We start from the raw sequence: 18,998 nt of genomic DNA, 5'->3' as shown, positions 1-18,998 counted from the left end.
ACGCGAAAACTATCTCGCTGGCGAGCCCTTTAATTGTGTGGCAGATGTGAATTTTTTGTTGACGTAAGGTGCCTGTTTCCGGGTTGGCGCTTTTGCTCCATACTATTCACTTAATTACCAAAAAATGAAGGATTAAGATTTTGGCAGGAAGTAGCTTATTAACATTGCTGGATGATATTGCCACCTTACTGGACGACATTTCAGTGATGGGGAAACTGGCGGCGAAGAAAACCGCAGGCGTGCTGGGCGATGATTTATCGCTTAACGCCCAGCAGGTGAGTGGGGTGAGGGCAAACCGTGAACTGCCGGTGGTGTGGGGCGTGGCGAAAGGCTCCTTCCTGAACAAGGTGATTCTGGTGCCGCTGGCGCTGCTGATCAGCGCGTTTATTCCCTGGGCCATCACGCCGTTACTGATGATTGGCGGGGCATTTCTCTGCTTCGAGGGCGTGGAGAAGGTGCTGCACTCCTTTAGCGCGCGCAAGCAGAGCGATACGCCGGAGGTGCGCCAGCAGCGTCTTGAAGCGCTGGCCGCGCAGGATCCGAAAACCTTCGAGCGCGATAAGGTCAAAGGCGCTATTCGGACCGACTTTATCCTGTCTGCGGAAATCGTCGCGATTACGCTGGGCATTGTCTCTGACGCGCCGCTCCTGAATCAGGTCCTGATCCTCTCCGGCATCGCGATTCTGGTCACCGTGGGCGTGTACGGTCTGGTGGGGCTGATCGTCAAGCTGGACGATATTGGCTACTGGCTGGAGGAAAAATCGAGCGCGGTAGCAAGAGGCATCGGCAAAAGCCTGCTGGTGCTGGCCCCGTGGCTGATGAAGAGTTTGTCGGTGGTGGGCACGCTGGCGATGTTCCTCGTGGGTGGCGGAATTGTGGTTCACGGCATTGCGCCGCTGCACCATGCCATCGAACATTTCTCCTCCACGCAGGGGGCCGTTATCGCGGCGATTCTGCCTACGCTGCTGAATCTTGTGCTGGGCTTTATCATTGGCGCTATCGTCGTCGCGGCGGTGAAGCTGGTTGAGAAAATTCGCGGCACGTCGCACTAATTGTTACCCGCGGCAGGATGCAAAAAGACCATTCCTCGTCTAAATTGAAACAGTTTCACCCTGATACAGGAGGCAGGTATGGTCTTTTTGGTCAGTGATGAAGTTAAGCCTAAGAAGGGCGGCCCACGTATGATCGTCACCGGGTATTCCAGCGGAATGGTGGAATGTCGGTGGCACGATGGCTATAGCATCAAGCGGGAAGCATTCCGTGAAGATGAGCTTCAGCCGGGTGACGGGCAGCACCAGCGGGACAAGGCTTAATCACATAACGCCCGGCTTTGCCGGGCGTTTTTATCTCAGGTTTCGGGTAAAGAGCAGTAATCAGGGAGTGTGTGTGCAGCGCGATACCTTTGTTGTAAGACAAACTTTTTTGCAATGGCTGCATAAGCGTAGCAATCCGGGGCGGATTGTTAATCTCTGTTTTCTGATCGTTCTGGTGTTTTCCACGCTCCTGACCTGGCGTGAGGTGGTGGTGCTGGAAGAGGCGTACATCTCCAGCCAGCGCAACCATCTGGATACGGTGGCCAGTTCGCTGGACAGGCAGTTACAGAACAGCGTCGACAGGATGCTGTTATTCCGCCAGGGCATGCATGATGCAATCGAGACGCCGCTGGCCTTTGATGTCTTACAGGATGCGGTGTCACGCTTTAATACCGTCCGCATGCTCCCCACCTGGCAGCTTGCCGTTGATAAAAAGCGCACGCTTCCCCTTAATGGGGTCTCGGATGCATTCGTGGATAAAACCACCCTTCTGAACCGGGACGCTGAGCGCATCAGTCATGAAATTTCTGCCGCACTCGAAGTGGGGTATCTGCTCAGGCTGGCGTCATCGAGAGCACAAACAGAAGCGCGGGTGATCTACGTCTCTCGCGCCGGTTTTTTCCTTTCCACGGATACGCCGGACCAGGCGGGCGATATTACCGCCCGCTATTATCATCTGGTCACGCAGTCCTGGTTTACCCAGCAGTCAGAACGTAACAATCGCGCGCGCGCCGTGCGCTGGTTTATCTCTACCCCTTCATCCTGGACCGGGGATGAACGAACGATCACCGCCAGCGTCCCCATCTATTTCGATCACTACTGGTACGGCGTCGTGGCGATGGACTTTACCTTAGACACGATGCAGCGTCTGCTGACCGACGCGACGGAAGACCGGACGGAGGGGGAGTATCAGCTGTACGATACCCGGCTTAATATGATAGCCACCTCTGCCCACGCGGGAACCCTGGTTAACCATTTTGACGAACGCGAAACGGCGCAGATTGCCCAGGCGATTGAGCATGATACCGGCGGCGCGATCCGCCTCGGGAGCCGGTTTATCACCTGGGAGCGGCTCGATCACTTCGATGGCGTCGTCCTGCGGATCCACACCCTGCATGAAGGGGTGCAGGATGATTTCGGCAGTATCAGTATCGTGCTGGCGCTGCTGTGGGCGCTCTTTACCGCCATGCTGTTGATCTCGTGGCTGGTGATCCGTCGGATGGTGAGTAACATGTACACGCTTCAGCACTCCCTCCAGTGGCAGGCCTGGCACGATCCGCTGACACGGCTCAATAATCGCGGCGCGCTGTTCGACCGCGCCAAATTGCTGGCGGAAACCTGCCGCCAGCAGGCGCTGCCGTTCTCGGTGATTCAGATCGATCTCGACCATTTTAAAAGCATTAACGACCGTTTCGGCCATCAGGCAGGTGATAAGGTGCTTTCCCATACGGCAGGCGTGATTGCCAGCGCGTTACGCAAGAATGATGTGGCCGGGCGCGTCGGCGGAGAAGAGTTTTGTGTGGTCCTTCCCGGCATTGGTCTGGAGGAGGCGAGGGGCGTCGCTGACCGCATTCGTTACCGAATCACCAGTAAGGAGATCCTGGTGAAGAAGAGCACCACCCTGCGCATCAGCGCGTCGCTGGGCGTCAGCAGCGCGGATGAAACGGGCAACTACGATTTTGAACAGCTGCAGTCCGTGGCGGACGTCCGGCTCTATCAGGCTAAGCAGAGCGGGCGTAACCGGGTCGTGTGGCGGGATCAGGACAGGAAGTGATCCAGCCCCTCCTGCCAGCCTGCCGGGCCGGTCTGTTGGGTGTGATAGACCCGCTCGGGGTTATCGTCCCGTAGCGTGATGCCCTGGCGGTTAATCCCCTTGATGACCACCGCGAAGTCCATGCTGTCGAGCAGCGGCGCATCGTTAGGGCCATCGCCGAGCCCCAGCGTGGTGGGCTCGATCTCGTCCTGCTCGCGATACTGTTCAATCAGCCAGTTAACCGCCACGTCTTTACCGCAGCGGGCGTCGAGAATATGCCAGAAGCGCGCCCCCTGCACACACTTGAGGCCGATGTGCGCCAGCTGCTCTTCAAACTGGACCAATTTCTCGTCGGTATCGCGCCAGATGAGCGTGACGGAGGCTTCATGCTTGCGGGCAAGCGTCGAACGGAAGCGCGTCAGTCCGGTCCACTCGCTGATAATGTACTCATCTACATCGTCAAAGGTGGTGAATTTAAAGCCCGTTTGCAGACGAATCTGCTCGATTCGCGGGCGAATATCCCGGTGCGTCATCCCCCGGATCTGACGCTGGACCTTGTCCCAGCGCACGTCAGGCTGAATTACCGCGCCGTTCTCGGCAATAAACGGCAGGCCTTCCAGCCCCAGATCCTGCTGAATATCGAGCATCTCTGCCGCGGTTTTGCTGCTACAGAGAATAATCGGAATCTGGTTATCCTGTAGCCTGTCCAGCCAGGGCATTGCGGGTTGCCAGTCGTAGGTATGAATATCCAGCAACGCGCCATCCAGGTCAGAAAAAATCAGCAAGGTATCCCGCAGTGAAGGCATAGTGACTCCCGATGACGGTTGCGTTTCGTTCTAAGAAAATTCCTAAAAAATAACCGAATTGTTAACAGATGAAATGGGAACAATCCCTGGCAAACCCGCATTCGGCGTAAGTTAGTGCTCATAACGAAAAGCATTATGTTAAAAATATTATATTCATCATAAGAATATATGCTTGTCAGACAAATTCGTTGGGGATAGTGTGGCTTGTACATCAGATTTCCTGGTGTAACGAATTTTCAAGTGCTTCTTGCATAAGCAAGTTTTGATCCCGGTCATCCCCATGACCGGGATTTTTTTCGCCCTAACGATTGGCTTCCGACACGCTAAAGTCGTGAATATCGAGCTCGAAGGCCTCCGCCAGCTCACGATAGGTGTGATAATCCCTTCCGTTAACAATGACGCGGTCCGAATTGTCGTCCGTCCTGCGGACTTCTGACTCGCTAATCTCATTGATGGCGGCCAGCAGGGCATCGACATCCACCTCGACTTCGCGCTTGATGGTGTCGCTGTACTCTTTATCGGTCTTCATTGCGGGGTTCCTCATTCAGCCGGGTCCATCGCTAAGTATAGACTGTAGATAAAAACGCCATTCACACCGAGCGGCGATGTGCGATTTTGCGTTTTGTTCTACACTGGCTCAAAACCAGAGGAGGAATGTATGAAGGTCAACGATCGGGTAACGGTTAAAACGGACGGTGGGCCGCGCCGCCCGGGTGTGGTGCTGGCAATTGAAGAGTTTAGCGAAGGGACAATGTACCTGGTATCACTGGAAGACTACCCGCTCGGCATTTGGTTTTTTAACGAACTGGGGCATCCGGACGGTATTTTTGTTGAGAAAGCAGACTAACACGGCGTCGGGTAGCATATCGCGTGCCCGACACCCTCTGCAGAAGCAAAAATCTCTGGCCAGGCCAGAGATCAAAGGTAGGGTGCACAGGGTCTTAAGCGACTAACGCATGTTGACGAAAATCCCGTTCGTCACATTATCGGTCAGGCGTACCACGTGGTAGATCACTTGCTTATTATGCGTTTTAATTTTCCGTTTAATATTTCCTTTGTGTGATGAAACGGTTTTCGCTTTAATATTCATCTGGTCGGAGATCTGAATAGTTCCTTGTCCCGCCATCCACATTCGCAGCATACTTGATTCAGTCCTGCTTAATGATAGGGTGGGTAAGTTAACCGCTCCTACATTTTTAACTTCTTTATTCAAATAATCACCCAAAATGTCATCCAGCGACTCGGGTTTAATCGATTTAGAACTGATCAATAAATTTTTACGGACCAACAAATACTCATCGAAATGGATATTCGCGATCGCCATAAAAACAATAAACAGGGTTTTTGGATGCTGATTAATGATTTGCTTAATGTGCTGACTGTTGGCTGGATCGTGAATGAAACAGTCCTCATTAATAAACACCACGCCTGGTTTTAGTTCGTCACAAGCGGCTGCGAGTTCGTCAACGGTGTGTGCATCGTTGATGTCTCTCTTTCTTACCCCTCTGCTTGCCAGGTACCCGGTTAACCCTAGCCGGGTGTAGCTGCATAAATCCATAATGATCGTTGACATGGCATACCCTCACTCAATGCGTAACGATAATTCACCATCTGCCTGAGAGCTCAAAACAGCCATACGGGATGGAAAAAAATAATAAACCTGTGAGCATGACAAAGACTTTCAGGCGGACTCACTATCCCGTAAAGTTACGTATAATTTGCCAGGAATCTTCTTAAAGTAAAGTAAATATTAAGTATTGTGAGGTGGTTAGAAACAATTAAACCGCGTCAGATATATCCTGGAAGATGTTTTTCGCGTTTTATTTTAGGAATATCCTCAGAAAGACAGTAGCAACAGTACGGTCTATTATTTACGAGGCAGTTCGCTGACAATATCCGCTAACAGGTTGAATATCTCGCCGAATAAATGTTCACAGAAGGGAGCGATAAGTGGCATCAGTAATGACATTAATAAAATTCCGACCGTCAGCGTCAACGGAAAACCAATGACAAACACCGAAAGCTGCGGCGCCATTCGGTTCAGTAAACCTAATGCCAGGTTGACGGTCAGCAGCAGGGTGATGATCGGCAGCGCCAGCATCAGCCCATTCAGGAAGATCAGCCCCGCGGCGCGGGTGAGCGCCAGGAAAGCGTTGCTGTTCACCGGGTTTTCGCCAATCGGCAGCGTATGGAACGTGTCCACCAGCATGGAGATAAGCCACAGATGGCCGTTGAACGACAGGAACAGCAGCATGGCGAGCAGATCGATAATGCGCGCCAGCACGGGCATGTTGAGATGACTGCCGGGATCGACAAACGTGGCGAACGATAACCCCATCTGTAGGCCAATCAGTTCCCCCGCGGTACGCACGGCGGCAAAAGCGAGCTGCATGGTAAAGCCGACGGCAACGCCAATCATCACCTGCTGCAGGGCGACCCACACCGCATTCGCCGAGAAGATCGGAATATCCACGGGAGGGAGAGACGGTGCGACGATAATGGAGATGATAATCCCCAGCCCCACTTTGACACGCTTGGGTATCGATTTCTCGCTGAGAATGGGGGCGGTGGAGATCAGCGCCATGATGCGCAGCATCGGCCAGAAGTAGACGCCGAGCCACTGAACCCACTGGTCGCTGGTGAAGTGCAGCATCGTCAGGTCAGCCGATGATGTACGGCAGATTGGTAAACAGGTTGCGCATGTAGTCCAGCAACAGGTTCAGCATCCACGGTCCGGCCACGATAATCGCCACGAACACGGCGATGATTTTCGGGATGAACGACAGTGTCATTTCGTTAATCTGCGTGGCGGCCTGCAGAATACTGATAACCAGACCGGTAACCAGCGCGACAAGCAGCAGCGGAGCGGCAACGGCAATCGCGATTTTCATCGCCTCCGTGCCCATCATCATGACCGATTCGGGTGTCATTGCCGTTCCTTAACTGTAGAAACTCTGCGCCAGCGAGCTGACCAAAAGCTGCCAGCCGTCGACCAGCACAAAGAGCATGATCTTAAAGGGCAGGGCGATGGTCGCTGGCGGCACCATCATCATCCCGAGCGCCATCAGGACGCTGGCGATCACCAGGTCGATAATCAGGAACGGAATAAAGATGGTAAAGCCGATCTGGAACGCGGTTTTCAGCTCGCTGGTCACATAGGCGGGCAGCAGAATACGCATGGGTACCGCTTCCGGTCCCTGCAGCTCGCCGGTGTTGGACAGGCGGGCAAAGAGGGCCAAATCCGCTTCGCGCGTCTGGCGCAGCATAAATTCCCGCAGCGGCTGCGCGCCTTTATCCAGCGCTTCCTGCATGGAGATTTTATCTTCGCTGAACGGCTGGTAGGCGTCGGTGTAAATCTTATCGATCACCGGCGACATAATGAAAAAGGTCAAAAACAGCGCCAGTCCGAGCAGAACCTGGTTTGGCGGAGCGGAAGGGGTGCCCAGCGCGTTTCGCAGAAGACCAAAAACGATGATGATGCGGGTGAAGCTGGTCATCATCAGCAGGATAGCCGGAATAAACGTCAGCGAGGTGATGAACACCAGCGTCTGCACCGGAAGCGACCAGCTTTGGCCGCCGCCTGCGAGAGGGGTTGACACCAGACCGGGCAGTTGCGCATAGACCGCGGGAGCAAACAGGCCAACGCCCGCAAGCGTCAGGGATAACAAACGGCGCATCAGGATCTCCCGGAACGCTTAAGCAAACTCTTCATCACGGACTGGAAATCCGCAGGGGCCTCTGCACGCTCGTCCACCACAGCAGGGGCGGGCGGCAGCTTATGTAATACGCTGATGTTTGACGCCGTGACGCCCAGAACCAGACGCGCATCGTCCACCTCGACGATGACCACGCGTTCACGTGGTCCCAGGGTGGTGCTGGCGCTGACCTTCAGCCCGCGGGCGCCGGCGGTTTTCCCCGCCAGGCCAAAGCGCTTCGCCAGCCAGGCGGCGATAAGAATAAAGGCAATAATACCGAACAACGCCCCGCTCACCTGGAGCAGAGGTGAGCCGGGAACGGCAGAAGGTTGCGATAGTGTTGCCTGGGTTTTCATGCTTAACGGCTCAGACGACGCATACGTTCAGACGGGGTAATGATGTCGGTGATACGTACGCCGTATTTATCGGCTACCACCACCACTTCACCCTGAGCAATCAGATAGCCGTTGATCAGAATATCCAGCGGCTCGCCGGCCAGGCCGTCAAGGGCCACCACGGAACCCTGCGTCAGGCGCAGCAGCTCTTTAATGGTCATACGGGTGCGTCCCAGTTCAACGGTCAGCTTAACCGGGATATCCATAATCAGGTCGATGTCCTGCAGCGTGCCGCTGACGTCACCGCCGCCGAGCTGCTGGAATACGGCATCCGCTGCGCTTTTGGCCGGGGTCGCTTTTTGCTCGTTTAACGCGTCAGCCCACAGATCGTCCAGTGCTCCGCTGTTTTCATCGGACGGATTGTTCATGTCACTCATTTGGGCTGTTCCTCATTCAGCGAATTCAAAATCGGGTTGATCAAGTGCTCAACGCGTAACGCATACTGACCGTTAATCGTGCCGTACTGGCTTGTCAGCACGGGGACACCATCCACATGGGCAATAATGCGGTCGGGTTTTTCTATCGGCAAAACATCACCGGGTTGTAATTTCAGGATCTGAGATAACCGCAGCGGGATATCGGCGAAGCTCGCCACCAGCTCAAGCTGCGAATGCTGGACCTGGCGGACCAGGTTTTCACGCCAGTTCTGGTCTTCGTTGCGGGAGTTCTCCAGCGGCGGGTTAACCAGCAGCTCGCGCAGCGGTTCGATCATGCTGAACGGCAGGCAGATGTTGAACTCGCCGGTCAGGTTACCGATCTCCACGTGGAACGGGGTGTTCACAACGATATCGTTCGGGGAGGTGGTGATATTGGTAAATTTCACCTGCATCTCAGAACGGACGTACTCCACTTCCAGCGGGTTAATCGCTTTCCACGCGTCGCTGTAAGACTCCAGCGCCAGCTTCAGCATGCGGTTAATGACGCGCTGTTCGGTGTGGGTGAATTCACGACCTTCTACTTTGGTCGGGAAGCGCCCGTCGCCGCCGAACAGGTTATCCACCGCAATGAACACCAGGCTTGGGGAAAACACCACCAGACCGGTGCCGCGCAGCGGCTTCAGATGAATCAGGTTAAGGTTGGTTGGCACCGGCAGGTTGCGGGCAAACTCATGATACGGCTGAATGCGGATCGCACCGACCGTGATATCCGGGCTGCGACGCAGCAGGTTAAACAGCCCCATACGGAACTGACGTGCAAAACGTTCGTTAATGATCTCCAGCGCCTGCAGACGTTCACGTACCACGCGACGCTGGGTATTCGGGTCATAGGGACGAATATCGCTATCGCCGCCGATACCCGGTTGCGGATCATCACTTTTATCGCTGTCGCCGTTGAGCAGCGCATCGATTTCTGCCTGAGAAAGAATACTGTCGCCCATGTCGTTACCGCAGAATGAAGGCTGTATACAGAACGTCAGTGACTTCCTGCTTAGGTTGGCCGTTTACCAGCGGGGTCGCCAGCGTTTGTTTAATGGCGTCGACCAGTTTTTGCTTACCCACATCGGTGGCCAGCGCCGAAGCGTCCTGACGAGAGAACAGCAGCAGAAGGCGGCTACGCACCTCCGGAAGATAATCATTCAGACGCGCGCGCGTGGCTTCATCCTTCAGGCGCAGCGTAATACCGACGTACAGCACACGATCCGCGTCACCGAGATTCACGGTGAAGGTGTCCAGAGGGAAAAATACCGGCGCCGGTGGCGGTGCAGGTTCGGCTTTGGCCGCAGCGGTCGAAGGTTCCTGCTGCATACGCCAGTAACTATAGCCCGCGGTAGCGCAGGCGGCGAGCGTGATCAACACCAGCAGCGGGATCCAGATGGAACGCTTACTTTTTTTGGTGATAGCGGAGTCAGTCATCTGATACGAGCTTCCTGTTTCGGTACAGCTTAATAAGGTGATTATCCCGTGTCCTGCTGTCGTCAAAGCGTGGAAAAGACGGGGATAATCACGCTACCTCTGGCGTTTAGGCGAAGATGTCTACGGCACTGTTACCGCGCGCGGCGGATTGCAGGGCGGCAGGAACGGGCAGTAGTTCATCGCTCTCTTCATTAAAACCGCCGGTGTTGCCGGAACGCGAAGCCTGGTGCTGCTGCTGGGATGAGGACTGCTGCTGCCCGGCAAAGTTCTCGCTGCTGACGCTGCTCTGCGCAAGCTGAATGCCGTTTTCTGCCAGCGAGGTTCGCAGTACCGGCAGCGCGGCTTCCAGCGCCGCACGGACATGGCTGTGCGCAGAGATCATCTGCAACTGCGCCTGGTTATCATCCAGCTTAAGCGAAATTTGTACCTGACCCAGATCTTCCGGGTGCAGACGCAGCTCGGCCGTCTGCTGGCCCTGTTTGGTGAACAGGGTGATGTGCTGGCTCAGGGACTGCTGCCATTCATGCGTGCCCAAAGGCTGGCTTAACACCGGCGCGGGAGCAACGGTGGCGGCCGTCTGACTGGTTGCATGGCTGGACATAATTGGTGCCAGGGTAGCTGTCGGCGATGATGAAGAGGAGGCGCTGGCGAGCTCCTGCTTCTCTGCGGTTGCAGCCACGACCGGCGTGGCCGGCGCGTTGCCCGACAGGGCCGGGTCGCTGTTTTTCGCCTGGCTCTGATAAGGCGCAGCACTCAGCGCTTTATCATGGCTTCCCGGAAGCGCGTTCAGGGACGGTTGGCCCGCGCCGTTTTGCGCAAGCGCCGCTGTACTCAGCGTTGCGGTGGCGGAAACGCCGTCACTGCCAGCTACACGAGAGGCGGTAGTTTGCTGGTGCGGCAGCATCGCCATCAGGGCGCTCAATCCGGCCAGCTCCTCTTCGCTCAGCTCGCTTTTACCGTCATCTTTGCTGTTCGCGGCATTGATCGTCTTCAGTGCGTCACCTTTAGACAGCGGCACCAGTGCGGAAACCAGAGTATCAAGCGAGGTGACGGGCGCCGTTTCATCGCCATTCAGCGCGGTTTGGCGCGAGAGCAGGTCGGCAATTTTGGCCTGCAGGGTGGTATCCCCTTTGGCGTCCTGAGCAACGTGGGACAGCTTGCTGCCGGCGGCTTTCAGGTCAGCCAGGGTCAGTGGCGCATCTTTGCCCTTGCCCGTCGCGTCCGACAGGGCGCCCGCGAGCAGCGCGAGAAAGTCCTGTGCACCGTCGGTGCCTTTCCCCGTCTGCGTACCGCCTGACAGGTCGCTGTCGCTCATCAGCAGTTGTTGCAGTGTGATCATTCCGGTTTCCTCATTGATGCGCGCTGGGCAAACTCATCCATTTTTTTCTGATCCAGACGGTTTTCCGCCAGGGTCGTTGCCGCAATCTGTCGGTCCTGTAAGGTCTGCCAGGCCTGCAGTCGCTGCTTCTTCTCGCGCCAGAAATTCAGCGCGGTATCGACTTTCTGGGTCCACTGGTGAAGCTGCTGGCGATGCTGATCTATCGCCTTCTCCAGCGTCTGGATAAACTGCTGATAGTTAATCCAGCGCTGGCTTCCAATGCCCTGTGTCATATCGGTATTGAGGTTGGTGCGATATTCATGCTGATAGTCGATTAACATCTTCAACTGTTCTTCAGCCTGCTGGCACCCGCGTCGCATTGCGCCAAGCTGCAATGCGGCATCATCAACTTCTTTTTCAGCCAGATCTTTCAGCGTTGATAACGCGCTGTTTTGCGCCATGACCTTCGCCCTCCACCTGTGTTACACCTGCGGGAAAATCAGCTCCAGTGCCTGAATTGAATCTTCCCAGTTGGCACGTTCAAAAATGCCTTGTTGTAAAAATGCCTCCAGCTGCGGCCACAGGGTAATCGCTTTGTCGAGCATCGGGTCGCTGCCTTTGGCATACGCCCCCACGCTGACCAGATCGCGGTTGCGCTGGAAGCTGGAGAGGAGTTGTTTAAAGTTACGCACGCGGGCGTAGTGCTTCTCGGTTATCAGCGCCGTCATTGCGCGGCTGATAGAGGCTTCAATATCAATTGCCGGATAGTGTCCGGCTTCGGCGAGACGACGCGACAGCACAATATGGCCGTCAAGGATCGCACGCGCGGAGTCGGCTATTGGATCCTGCTGGTCATCGCCTTCGGTCAGCACCGTATAGAACGCGGTGATGGAGCCGCCGCCGCTGATACCGTTCCCCGCACGTTCCACCAGAGCAGGGAGTTTGGCGAAGACCGAAGGCGGGTAGCCTTTGGTCGCCGGTGGCTCACCGATAGCCAGCGCGATTTCACGCTGCGCCATCGCGTAGCGGGTCAGCGAATCCATGATCAGCAGCACGTGCTTGCCGCGGTCACGAAAATCTTCGGCGATGCGGGTGGCATACGCTGCCCCCTGCATACGCAGTAACGGCGACACGTCCGCCGGTGCGGCGATGACCACTGAGCGGGCACGGCCTTCCGCACCCAGAATGTTTTCAATGAAATCTTTAACTTCGCGACCACGTTCGCCGATCAGGCCCACTACGATAACGTCCGCCTGGGTATAGCGCGCCATCATGCCGAGCAGAACGGATTTACCCACGCCTGACCCGGCGAACAGGCCCATACGTTGCCCACGTCCCACGGTCAGCAGGGCGTTAATCGGGCGTACGCCGGTATCGAGCACATGCTCGATAGGGGTTCGCTGCAGGGGGTTAAACGGCTGGGTGATTAATGCGCCGGTTTCGGTGGTGTCCGGCGAGGGCAGCCCGTCGAGCGGCTTCCCGCTGCCGTCCAGCACGCGCCCCAGCAGGGCAGGACCAAGTGGCAGCTGTTTCCCGCTTTGCAGCCCATCGCCAGAGGTGTTTTTGGCATACACGCGCGCGCCGGGCAGAATGCCTTCCACCTCTTCAAGCGGCATCAGGAACAGGCGCTGGCCGTTGAACCCGACCACTTCGCTTTCCACTTCACGCGTTTCCAGACCGTCCTGACGCTCGATCACGCAGGTCGCGCCCAGCGGTAGCTGCAGGCCGGTGGCCTCCAGTACCAGACCGGTGGCGCGCGTCAGTCGCCCATAACGACGAACAGAGGGCAGTTGCGCCATCTTCGTCTCAAAATTGTCGAGCGTGGTGAGCCAGCGGGTGAGGCGTGCGGTCATCAGACGACTCCCGGTGCCGCCAGACGGCACAGTTCCTGCCAGCGGGTGGCGACGCTGGCATCCAGATCGCCTTCATCGGCTGAGACTTTACAGCCGCCGTGATGTAACGACGGATCGCCGCGCAGACGCCAGCCGTGCAGGTTTAGCGTCGCGCCCAGGCTCTCTTCCACGCGCTGCAGGTCGTCCGGATGGACGCGCAGCTGCGGCTTACCGCTGAACAGCGGCTCCTGCTGCAGCAGGCCCTGAATTTGTTTGATCAGCGCTGTGTTATCCACGACGGGCGTCTGGCCGATCACCTGACGCGCGGCTTCCAGCGCCATCTGCATCAGTCGCGAGGCAATCACGCTGTCCAGCGCGTCCAGCGTGTGCTGAAACTCGCTGACCAGCTGCTGCATGCGGGCATGGATCGGCGCCTGCTGCTGGCGCGCCTGATCGATACCGTGCTCTAACCCTTTTGACAGGCCTTCCTGATACCCCAGCTCGTGGCCTTTCTGCCGGCCTTCGTTCAGACCGGCATTGTAGCCCTGCTCGTGCGCCTGCATTTGCAGCTGAGCCAGCATCTGTGCTTGCTGCTCTTCTTCGCTTAGCTCAGGCTGTTCGACGTCCGGGTCAAGCTCCTCGGTCGGGATCACGGCTGGCGTGAACTCGGAGAGGGGAGGGGCCAGATCGTCCGGCGTCCAGCGCTTCCACGGCAGCTCATTAGACATAGGTGTCGTCTCCGCTGCCAATCACCATCTCGCCGGTTTCCGCCAGACGACGAACAATAAGCAGAATGGCTTTCTGTTCGTTTTCCACCTGAGACAGACGAACCGGGCCGCGGTTGGCAAGGTCGTCGCGCAGGATATCGGCCGCACGCTGAGACATGTTGCGCAGGAACTTCTCGCGCAGCGGCTGCTCGGCGCCTTTGAGGGCGATAAGCAGCGACTCGGAATCCACTTCCTGGAGCAGGCGCTGGATGCTGCGGTCGTCCACTTCGACGAGGTTTTCGAACAGGAACATCTCGTCGATGATTTTCTGTGCCAGCTCGCCGTCGAATTCGCGAACCGCCGTAATGACGGCCTCTTCCTGCTGCGTTTTCATCAGGTTGATGATTTCCGCCGCCGTTCTCACGCCGCCCATTTTGCTGCGCTTGAGGTTCTGGCCGTCGAGCAGGTTGTTCAGCACCTCGGTCAGCTCCGCCAGCGCGGCAGGCTGGACGCCGCCGAAGGTGGCGATACGCAGCATCACATCGTGACGCAGGCGCTCTTCGAACAGCGCCAGAATATCGGCCGCCTGACCACGTTTGAGGTGGACAAGGATGGTGGCGATAATCTGCGGGTGCTCGTCGCGAATAAGGTCGGCGGCACTCTGCGGCTCCATAAAGTTGAGCGTTTCGATACCGCTGGCGGTATCGCGCGTTTCCAGAATATCTTCCAGCAGGCTGGCGGCACGCTCTTCGCCCAGCGCCTTGACCAGCACGGAACGCAGGTAGTCGTTGGCGTTGACGTTCAGCGCGGCAAACTGTTCGGCTTCCTGCTCAAACTCCGACAGCACTTCGGTCAGCTGTTTATTGGAGATTTGACGCACGTTGGCCATGGCCGCACTGAGAATCTGTACCTCTCGCTGGGAGAGGTGTTTAAACACCTCTGCCGCGCGATCTTCGCCAATGGTCATCAGCAGGATGACGCTTTTATCGGTGCCCGTAAGCGTATTACTCATGTTCGTTACCCATCCACTGGCGGATGACCAGCGCCACGACGCGCGGATCGTTATCTGACATTTCGCGAATGCGCTGGCTCATCACCTCGGCACCCATGCGCTGGTTAGCACGGCGCTGCTGCATCTGTTCATCTTTACTGAGGCGAACTTCAACCGCTTCTTCCGTTTCCTGACGCGCATTCATCTGCTCGCGAGCCGCTTTTTCAGCTTCAGCACGGCGCTGGAGCTGTGGACGAACGCCCTTACGCCACAGCAGCCACGCGACAATCAGCACCAGCAGCCAGCGCCCTGCGGACATCAGCTGGTCGATAAACGCCTGCTGTTGCCAGAACGGCAGTTCACCGCCGGTCTCTTCAACCGAGTTGAACGGTGAGTTCACCACGTTGAGGGTATCGCCGCGCTTCTCGGAGTAACCCATCGCTTCGCGGGTCAGGTTTTCAATCTGCTTCATCTGCTCGGCGGTCAACGGCAACGGTTTACCATCCGCCAGCGTTTTGTAGTTCACCACTACCGCAACGGAGAGACGCTGAATATCGCCCACGTTCAGTTTAGTGTGACGAATCGTTCTATCCACTTCGTAGTTCGTGGTTTCGTTACGGCTGGTGTTTCGTGGGCCGCTGTTATTCGCCGTAGAGGTGGTCTGCTGATTATTTTGCTGACCGTTCTGCTGATTGGCCGGCGGCGTAGAGATCGGCGCCGCGTTTGCCGGGGCAGGCTGGTTAGACAGCGCGCCCGGCACGCCGCCCGGGTAGGCACCGCCAACCTGCTCGCTGGAGTTGATTTGACGCGAACGCATGACCGCCTGAGCCGCATCGCCGTTCGGGCTGTACTGCTCTTCGGTTTGTTCTTTATTCGAGAAGTCGATCTGCGCGGTGACCTGCGCGTGCACGTTGCTGTTGCCCACTACCGGGCCGAGGATCGCTTCGATACGACGCTGGAGACGGCTTTCGACATCGGCGGCATATTTCAGCTGCGCGTCATTCAGATCGCGACCGGCGGTGTTGGATTGCGTCAGCAGGTGACCGCTCTGGTCAACCAGCGTCACGTTACCCGGCGGCAGACCGGCGACGGCGCTGGAGACGAGATGCGTCACCGCGCTGATTTGCCCTTCGTCCAGCGCGCGGCCAGGCTCAAGGTTCACGGTCACGGAAGCCGAAGGTGATTTCTGTTCGCGGACAAATAAGGAAGGTTTAGGCATCGCCAGGTGCACGCGGGCGCTCTTCACCGGGCCTAATGTTTCAATGGTGCGGGCCAGTTCACCTTCCAGCGCACGCTGGTAGTTCACCTGCTCGCTGAACTGGCTGATACCGAATTTTTCCTGATCCAGCAGCTCAAAGCCCACCGCGCCGCCTTTCGGCAGCCCCTGCTGGGCCAGGCGCAGACGCAGTTCGTGCACCTTATCTGCCGGGACCTCCAGCGCACCGCCATTATCGGCAAAGCGATAAGGGATGTTCATCTGGGTCAGCTGGGTGACGATGGCGCCGCCATCCTGATCGGAAAGGTTACTGTAGAGCGTCCGGTAATCAGGGCTTTTCGCCCACAGGACCATCGCTACAAGGATCGCAATTGCGGCAGCGCCTGCCACGATCAACGGGATTTTAGGATTCGCGCGAAGGCGGTTCATCCACTCGAGTGATTTATTCTGCGGCGCTGTCGATGCTGTTGCACTCATTGCGCACCTCTTAAATCCTGGTGGTTTACGTTATTCGTGTAGAGAAACAAAACTGACTCCCGGGTCGGCAAACACGACAAAAGTTCCATATTGATGGCCCTGCCATTATTTGATGATTCGTGATTTTCTATGCGTCAAATAACCTGGTTTTTTCATGCTATTTACCGCCATTATCTTATTGACAAGCTGTTAGTCTTGACCGCGTAAAAAACCATCCAGGGGAGAGTCATGGCTATACAGGGCATTGAAGGGGTAATCAGTCAGTTGCAGGCAACGGCGATGACGGCCCGTAACCAGAATGTGGCAGATCAGCAGCCGAGCATCAGCTTTGCAGGGCAACTGCATGCCGCTCTTGACCGTATCAGTGATACCCAGACCGCAGCGCGCACTCAGGCTGAGAAGTTCACCCTCGGCGAGCCGGGCGTGGCGCTGAATGATGTGATGACCGATTTGCAAAAAGCCTCGGTTTCTCTGCAGATGGGGATCCAGGTGCGTAACAAGCTGGTGTCGGCCTATCAAGAGGTCATGGGGATGCAGGTCTAAGACCTGTCGATCTTCGCTGGCAGCCGCAGCGCTTTAATGCCACAATATTTTTTTCTTCGAATGCAGGAAAGATGATGAAAAAAATAGCAATTGCTGGCGCGCTGCTGGCACTGACCGGGTGCGTTCAGGTCGATAATTATAACGACGTGATCAAGCATCCTGTCCCGGCGCATCTGGCGGGATACTGGCAGTCGAAAGGGCCGCAGAGCAACATGGTCAGCCCGAATGCGATTGCCACGCTGGTGGTGACGGAAGAGGGCGATACGCTGGACTGCCGTCAGTGGCAGCGCGTGATTGCCGTGCCGGGTAAAATCATGCTGCGTTCAGACAGTTATTACAACGTGACGCGTAAGCTGGATATCTATCCGCTGGAGCGCGATGGCTCGACGCTTGAGTACGACGGGCTGGAGCTGCAGAAGGTCGATCGCCCAACGGTTGAGTGTGCCGATTACCTGAGCAAGAATCCGCTGGCGAGTAAACTACCGTAGCCGTTTTTTTGCCGGGTGGCGGCTTCGCCTGACCCGGCCTACAAAAGTACCGTCCCGTAGGCCGGGTAAGCGTCAGCGCCACCCGGCTTTGTTTCTACAACGCATCCTCAATCACCCACACGCTGACGCTTCCGCCTTTGCAGGTAAACGTTCCTTCGCCATCTGCCGCCGTGGTGACCGTTTCTTCGCGATTGCCGAGAAAATCACGCCACGTTTTGTTGCCGTAGTTTTCCCCCAGGCAAATCACCTTCTCCCCGTCGTCGCCGTTTGACATCACCACCACGCAGCCGGGATCGTCTTCCGTACCGCTGCGGCTGAAGGCGATGCAGTTAGGATGGTCAAAAAACAGCGTCTGCACGCCGTGGGCAAAACGCTGGCGCGCGAGGATCAGCTCGTGGAGCTGCTCAATGATCGGCATATCAATATGGTACGTCTCTCCGTCTCCACCCGTATCGTCATAGCTGGCGCCAAAGAGGTCCGGATAAAAGACGCTCGGCACGCCATTTTCCCGCAGCAGGATCAGCGCGTAGGCCAGCGGTTTAAACCAGGCTTCGACCGGAGCTTCCAGCGCCTGCAAAGGCTGGGTGTCATGGTTCGCGACGAGGGTCACCGCATGAAACGGATCGGCTTCCACCAGCGTGCCGGTGAAGATTTGGCTCATGTCGTAATCCCGACCCTGACGTGACGCCTCGTGGAATTTCATCTGCAGGGGGGCATCAAACAGCATAGTTTTGCCTTCGACCTGGTTAATATAGGCCTGAAGCTTATCCACCTCGTGGGACCAGTATTCCGCCACGATAAACAGCGGCTGGTCGGTGACTTCCTGGACGTGCTCAATCCACTCTTTGTAGAACCAGGCGGGTATATGCTTGACGGCGTCCAGACGAAAACCGTCGCAGCCCGTTTGTTCCATGACCCAGCGGGCCCAGTATTTGATCTCCTCGGTGACGGCGTGATTGCGAAAGTCGATATTTTCGCCCATCAGATAGTCGAAGTTACCCATCTCATCATCAACCTGATCGTTCCAGCCTTCGCCGGTGTAGTCGTTGACGATTTTAAAGATGCCGTCTTCATCGGGGTTTTCAATGTGGTCGACGCCGCTGAAGCATTTGTAATCCCAGATGAACTGGGAATATTGCCCGGCGCGGGCAGGGAAGGTATAGCGGGTCCAGGCTTCACACTCGATGACCTCATCATCGATTTGCGTGCGATCCTGCTCGTTCACGCGCTGAACGCGCACAGGCTCTTTTTCATCGGCGCCCATTTTGTGGTTTACCACCACGTCCAGCAGCACGGCAATGTCGTTGCGCTTGAGGGCGTCGATGGCCTCCAGTAGTTGCGCTTTGTCACCGTATTTGGTGGCGATACTGCCTTTCTGGTCAAACTCGCCCAGATCGAACAGGTCATAGGAGTCATAGCCGACAGAATACCCGCCTGACGCGCCTTTATAGGCGGGCGGTAGCCAGATCATGTTAATGCCGATTTCGTTAAGATTGGGTGCTAACGCCGTGACCTCTCGCCACAATTCACCGCCAGCAGGGTAGTACCAGTGAAAACATTGTAACAGGGTGGGGTTTTTCATCATCCTTGCTCCAGAAGCCATTGGCAGAC

General features: G+C 56.5%; 22 protein-coding genes and 1 pseudogene. 6 read left to right on the top strand and 17 right to left on the bottom strand.

All coding sequences use genetic code 11. The annotated features are described in order from the left end of the window. Positions 1-140 precede the first annotated feature (140 nt). The 3 genes from V1572_RS17125 to dgcQ all read left to right on the top strand — a co-directional run bounded on the left by V1572_RS17125 (position 141) and on the right by dgcQ (position 3,087). On the top strand, positions 141-1,052 hold the full coding sequence (locus V1572_RS17125) for a DUF808 domain-containing protein (RefSeq protein ID WP_008500306.1): 912 nt from the start codon (positions 141-143) through the stop codon (positions 1,050-1,052). Positions 1,053-1,130: 78 nt separating this feature from the next. Then, positions 1,131-1,313, top strand: coding sequence for a YodC family protein (locus V1572_RS17120; RefSeq protein ID WP_023618677.1), 183 nt, complete (start codon positions 1,131-1,133; stop codon positions 1,311-1,313). 73 nt (positions 1,314-1,386) lie between these two features. Then, positions 1,387-3,087, top strand: coding sequence for a cellulose biosynthesis regulator diguanylate cyclase DgcQ (gene dgcQ, locus V1572_RS17115; protein WP_395299405.1), 1,701 nt, complete (start codon positions 1,387-1,389; stop codon positions 3,085-3,087). Here dgcQ and V1572_RS17110 read toward each other — a convergent pair. Together V1572_RS17110 and yodD are read right to left on the bottom strand one after the other, a co-directional pair. After that, the gene (locus tag V1572_RS17110) at positions 3,072-3,872 is read right to left on the bottom strand and encodes a mannosyl-3-phosphoglycerate phosphatase-related protein (protein ID WP_395299404.1); all 801 of its coding nucleotides are present in this window, start codon (positions 3,870-3,872) and stop codon (positions 3,072-3,074) included. The two genes, dgcQ and V1572_RS17110, sit on opposite strands and share 16 nt — an antisense overlap. A 301-nt stretch (positions 3,873-4,173) precedes the next feature. After that, positions 4,174-4,401 (bottom strand): YodD family peroxide/acid resistance protein, encoded by a 228-nt coding sequence (gene yodD, locus V1572_RS17105; RefSeq protein ID WP_013097742.1) that lies wholly within the window; start codon positions 4,399-4,401, stop codon positions 4,174-4,176. A 129-nt stretch (positions 4,402-4,530) separates the two neighbouring features. Here yodD and dsrB point away from each other — a divergent pair, with 129 nt between their 5' ends. After that, the gene (dsrB, locus tag V1572_RS17100) at positions 4,531-4,719 is read left to right on the top strand and encodes a protein DsrB (RefSeq protein WP_008500312.1); all 189 of its coding nucleotides are present in this window, start codon (positions 4,531-4,533) and stop codon (positions 4,717-4,719) included. Between the two features lie 102 nt (positions 4,720-4,821). On the opposite strand, the gene rcsA is transcribed toward dsrB, so the two are convergent. The 14 genes and pseudogenes from rcsA to fliF all read right to left on the bottom strand — a co-directional run bounded on the left by rcsA (position 4,822) and on the right by fliF (position 16,356). Beyond that, entirely contained in the window at positions 4,822-5,445 is a 624-nt protein-coding gene (gene rcsA, locus V1572_RS17095; RefSeq protein WP_008500313.1) for a transcriptional regulator RcsA, read from the bottom strand. A 287-nt stretch (positions 5,446-5,732) separates the two neighbouring features. Then, positions 5,733-6,525 (bottom strand): annotated as a pseudogene (gene fliR, locus V1572_RS17090) (flagellar biosynthetic protein FliR); the annotation flags it as partial. A 7-nt stretch (positions 6,526-6,532) separates the two neighbouring features. Then, positions 6,533-6,802 carry a flagellar biosynthesis protein FliQ gene (gene fliQ / locus V1572_RS17085; RefSeq protein ID WP_395299403.1) on the bottom strand — a complete coding sequence of 90 codons (270 nt, stop codon included), beginning with the start codon at positions 6,800-6,802 and terminating at the stop codon, positions 6,533-6,535. A gap of 9 nt (positions 6,803-6,811) precedes the next feature. Next, positions 6,812-7,549, bottom strand: a complete 738-nt coding sequence (gene fliP, locus V1572_RS17080; RefSeq protein WP_008500316.1) for a flagellar type III secretion system pore protein FliP — start codon at positions 7,547-7,549, stop codon at positions 6,812-6,814. After that, positions 7,549-7,923, bottom strand: a complete 375-nt coding sequence (gene fliO / locus V1572_RS17075) for a flagellar biosynthetic protein FliO (protein ID WP_028016024.1) — start codon at positions 7,921-7,923, stop codon at positions 7,549-7,551. The genes fliP and fliO overlap by 1 nt, the downstream gene beginning before the upstream one ends. Positions 7,924-7,925: 2 nt before the next feature. Continuing rightward, positions 7,926-8,339 carry a flagellar motor switch protein FliN gene (gene fliN / locus V1572_RS17070; protein WP_008500318.1) on the bottom strand — a complete coding sequence of 138 codons (414 nt, stop codon included), beginning with the start codon at positions 8,337-8,339 and terminating at the stop codon, positions 7,926-7,928. Further along, entirely contained in the window at positions 8,336-9,340 is a 1,005-nt protein-coding gene (gene fliM / locus V1572_RS17065; protein WP_008500320.1) for a flagellar motor switch protein FliM, read from the bottom strand. Before fliM ends, fliN begins: the two co-directional genes overlap by 4 nt. Positions 9,341-9,344: 4 nt before the next feature. Then, positions 9,345-9,815 carry a flagellar basal body-associated protein FliL gene (gene fliL, locus V1572_RS17060; protein WP_021241388.1) on the bottom strand — a complete coding sequence of 157 codons (471 nt, stop codon included), beginning with the start codon at positions 9,813-9,815 and terminating at the stop codon, positions 9,345-9,347. Between the two features lie 106 nt (positions 9,816-9,921). Beyond that, positions 9,922-11,154 carry a flagellar hook length control protein FliK gene (gene fliK / locus V1572_RS17055; protein ID WP_395299402.1) on the bottom strand — a complete coding sequence of 411 codons (1,233 nt, stop codon included), beginning with the start codon at positions 11,152-11,154 and terminating at the stop codon, positions 9,922-9,924. Next, positions 11,151-11,594 (bottom strand): flagellar export protein FliJ, encoded by a 444-nt coding sequence (fliJ, locus tag V1572_RS17050; RefSeq protein ID WP_021241386.1) that lies wholly within the window; start codon positions 11,592-11,594, stop codon positions 11,151-11,153. Before fliJ ends, fliK begins: the two co-directional genes overlap by 4 nt. A 21-nt stretch (positions 11,595-11,615) precedes the next feature. Beyond that, complete coding sequence (fliI, locus tag V1572_RS17045) at positions 11,616-12,986, bottom strand: flagellar protein export ATPase FliI (RefSeq protein ID WP_045908161.1); 1,371 nt, start codon at positions 12,984-12,986, stop codon at positions 11,616-11,618. Next, positions 12,986-13,693: a flagellar assembly protein FliH gene (fliH, locus tag V1572_RS17040; protein WP_045908162.1), complete on the bottom strand. Its 708-nt coding sequence runs from the start codon at positions 13,691-13,693 to the stop codon at positions 12,986-12,988. The genes fliI and fliH overlap by 1 nt, the downstream gene beginning before the upstream one ends. Beyond that, complete coding sequence (gene fliG, locus V1572_RS17035) at positions 13,686-14,684, bottom strand: flagellar motor switch protein FliG (protein ID WP_008500327.1); 999 nt, start codon at positions 14,682-14,684, stop codon at positions 13,686-13,688. Before fliG ends, fliH begins: the two co-directional genes overlap by 8 nt. Then, positions 14,677-16,356, bottom strand: a complete 1,680-nt coding sequence (gene fliF / locus V1572_RS17030; RefSeq protein ID WP_048029395.1) for a flagellar basal-body MS-ring/collar protein FliF — start codon at positions 16,354-16,356, stop codon at positions 14,677-14,679. Before fliF ends, fliG begins: the two co-directional genes overlap by 8 nt. 228 nt (positions 16,357-16,584) lie before the next feature. On the opposite strand from fliF, the gene fliE reads away from it, so the two are divergent. Beyond that, positions 16,585-16,899 (top strand): flagellar hook-basal body complex protein FliE, encoded by a 315-nt coding sequence (gene fliE, locus V1572_RS17025; protein WP_008500329.1) that lies wholly within the window; start codon positions 16,585-16,587, stop codon positions 16,897-16,899. 74 nt (positions 16,900-16,973) lie between these two features. Beyond that, entirely contained in the window at positions 16,974-17,387 is a 414-nt protein-coding gene (gene yedD / locus V1572_RS17020) for a lipoprotein YedD (RefSeq protein WP_032652553.1), read from the top strand. A gap of 94 nt (positions 17,388-17,481) precedes the next feature. Here the strand turns inward: yedD and amyA are convergent, their stop codons facing one another. Next, positions 17,482-18,969, bottom strand: a complete 1,488-nt coding sequence (gene amyA / locus V1572_RS17015; protein ID WP_395299997.1) for an alpha-amylase — start codon at positions 18,967-18,969, stop codon at positions 17,482-17,484. Between the last annotated feature and the right edge of the window lie 29 nt (positions 18,970-18,998).

Origin of the sequence: Enterobacter quasiroggenkampii (genome assembly GCF_043972695.1) — a bacterium.
GTDB classification, from domain to species: Bacteria; Pseudomonadota; Gammaproteobacteria; order Enterobacterales; family Enterobacteriaceae; genus Enterobacter; species Enterobacter quasiroggenkampii.
The sequence above is the reverse complement of the archived record's forward strand: the minus strand, read 5'-3'. Positions and strand labels throughout refer to the sequence as shown.

What these genes read in the sequence shown, in the direction of transcription:
- V1572_RS17120 (WP_023618677.1), top strand. Translation starts at nt 1,131, where the DNA reads ATGGTCTTTTTGGTCAGTGATGAAGTTAAGCCTAAGAAGGGCGGCCCA.
- V1572_RS17110 (WP_395299404.1), bottom strand. Translation starts at nt 3,872, where the DNA reads ATGCCTTCACTGCGGGATACCTTGCTGATTTTTTCTGACCTGGATGGC.
- yodD (WP_013097742.1), bottom strand. Translation starts at nt 4,401, where the DNA reads ATGAAGACCGATAAAGAGTACAGCGACACCATCAAGCGCGAAGTCGAG.
- dsrB (WP_008500312.1), top strand. Translation starts at nt 4,531, where the DNA reads ATGAAGGTCAACGATCGGGTAACGGTTAAAACGGACGGTGGGCCGCGC.
- rcsA (WP_008500313.1), bottom strand. Translation starts at nt 5,445, where the DNA reads ATGTCAACGATCATTATGGATTTATGCAGCTACACCCGGCTAGGGTTA.
- fliQ (WP_395299403.1), bottom strand. Translation starts at nt 6,802, where the DNA reads ATGACACCCGAATCGGTCATGATGATGGGCACGGAGGCGATGAAAATC.
- fliP (WP_008500316.1), bottom strand. Translation starts at nt 7,549, where the DNA reads ATGCGCCGTTTGTTATCCCTGACGCTTGCGGGCGTTGGCCTGTTTGCT.
- fliO (WP_028016024.1), bottom strand. Translation starts at nt 7,923, where the DNA reads ATGAAAACCCAGGCAACACTATCGCAACCTTCTGCCGTTCCCGGCTCA.
- fliN (WP_008500318.1), bottom strand. Translation starts at nt 8,339, where the DNA reads ATGAGTGACATGAACAATCCGTCCGATGAAAACAGCGGAGCACTGGAC.
- fliM (WP_008500320.1), bottom strand. Translation starts at nt 9,340, where the DNA reads ATGGGCGACAGTATTCTTTCTCAGGCAGAAATCGATGCGCTGCTCAAC.
- fliL (WP_021241388.1), bottom strand. Translation starts at nt 9,815, where the DNA reads ATGACTGACTCCGCTATCACCAAAAAAAGTAAGCGTTCCATCTGGATC.
- fliK (WP_395299402.1), bottom strand. Translation starts at nt 11,154, where the DNA reads ATGATCACACTGCAACAACTGCTGATGAGCGACAGCGACCTGTCAGGC.
- fliJ (WP_021241386.1), bottom strand. Translation starts at nt 11,594, where the DNA reads ATGGCGCAAAACAGCGCGTTATCAACGCTGAAAGATCTGGCTGAAAAA.
- fliI (WP_045908161.1), bottom strand. Translation starts at nt 12,986, where the DNA reads ATGACCGCACGCCTCACCCGCTGGCTCACCACGCTCGACAATTTTGAG.
- fliH (WP_045908162.1), bottom strand. Translation starts at nt 13,693, where the DNA reads ATGTCTAATGAGCTGCCGTGGAAGCGCTGGACGCCGGACGATCTGGCC.
- fliG (WP_008500327.1), bottom strand. Translation starts at nt 14,684, where the DNA reads ATGAGTAATACGCTTACGGGCACCGATAAAAGCGTCATCCTGCTGATG.
- fliF (WP_048029395.1), bottom strand. Translation starts at nt 16,356, where the DNA reads ATGAGTGCAACAGCATCGACAGCGCCGCAGAATAAATCACTCGAGTGG.
- fliE (WP_008500329.1), top strand. Translation starts at nt 16,585, where the DNA reads ATGGCTATACAGGGCATTGAAGGGGTAATCAGTCAGTTGCAGGCAACG.
- yedD (WP_032652553.1), top strand. Translation starts at nt 16,974, where the DNA reads ATGAAAAAAATAGCAATTGCTGGCGCGCTGCTGGCACTGACCGGGTGC.
- amyA (WP_395299997.1), bottom strand. Translation starts at nt 18,969, where the DNA reads ATGAAAAACCCCACCCTGTTACAATGTTTTCACTGGTACTACCCTGCT.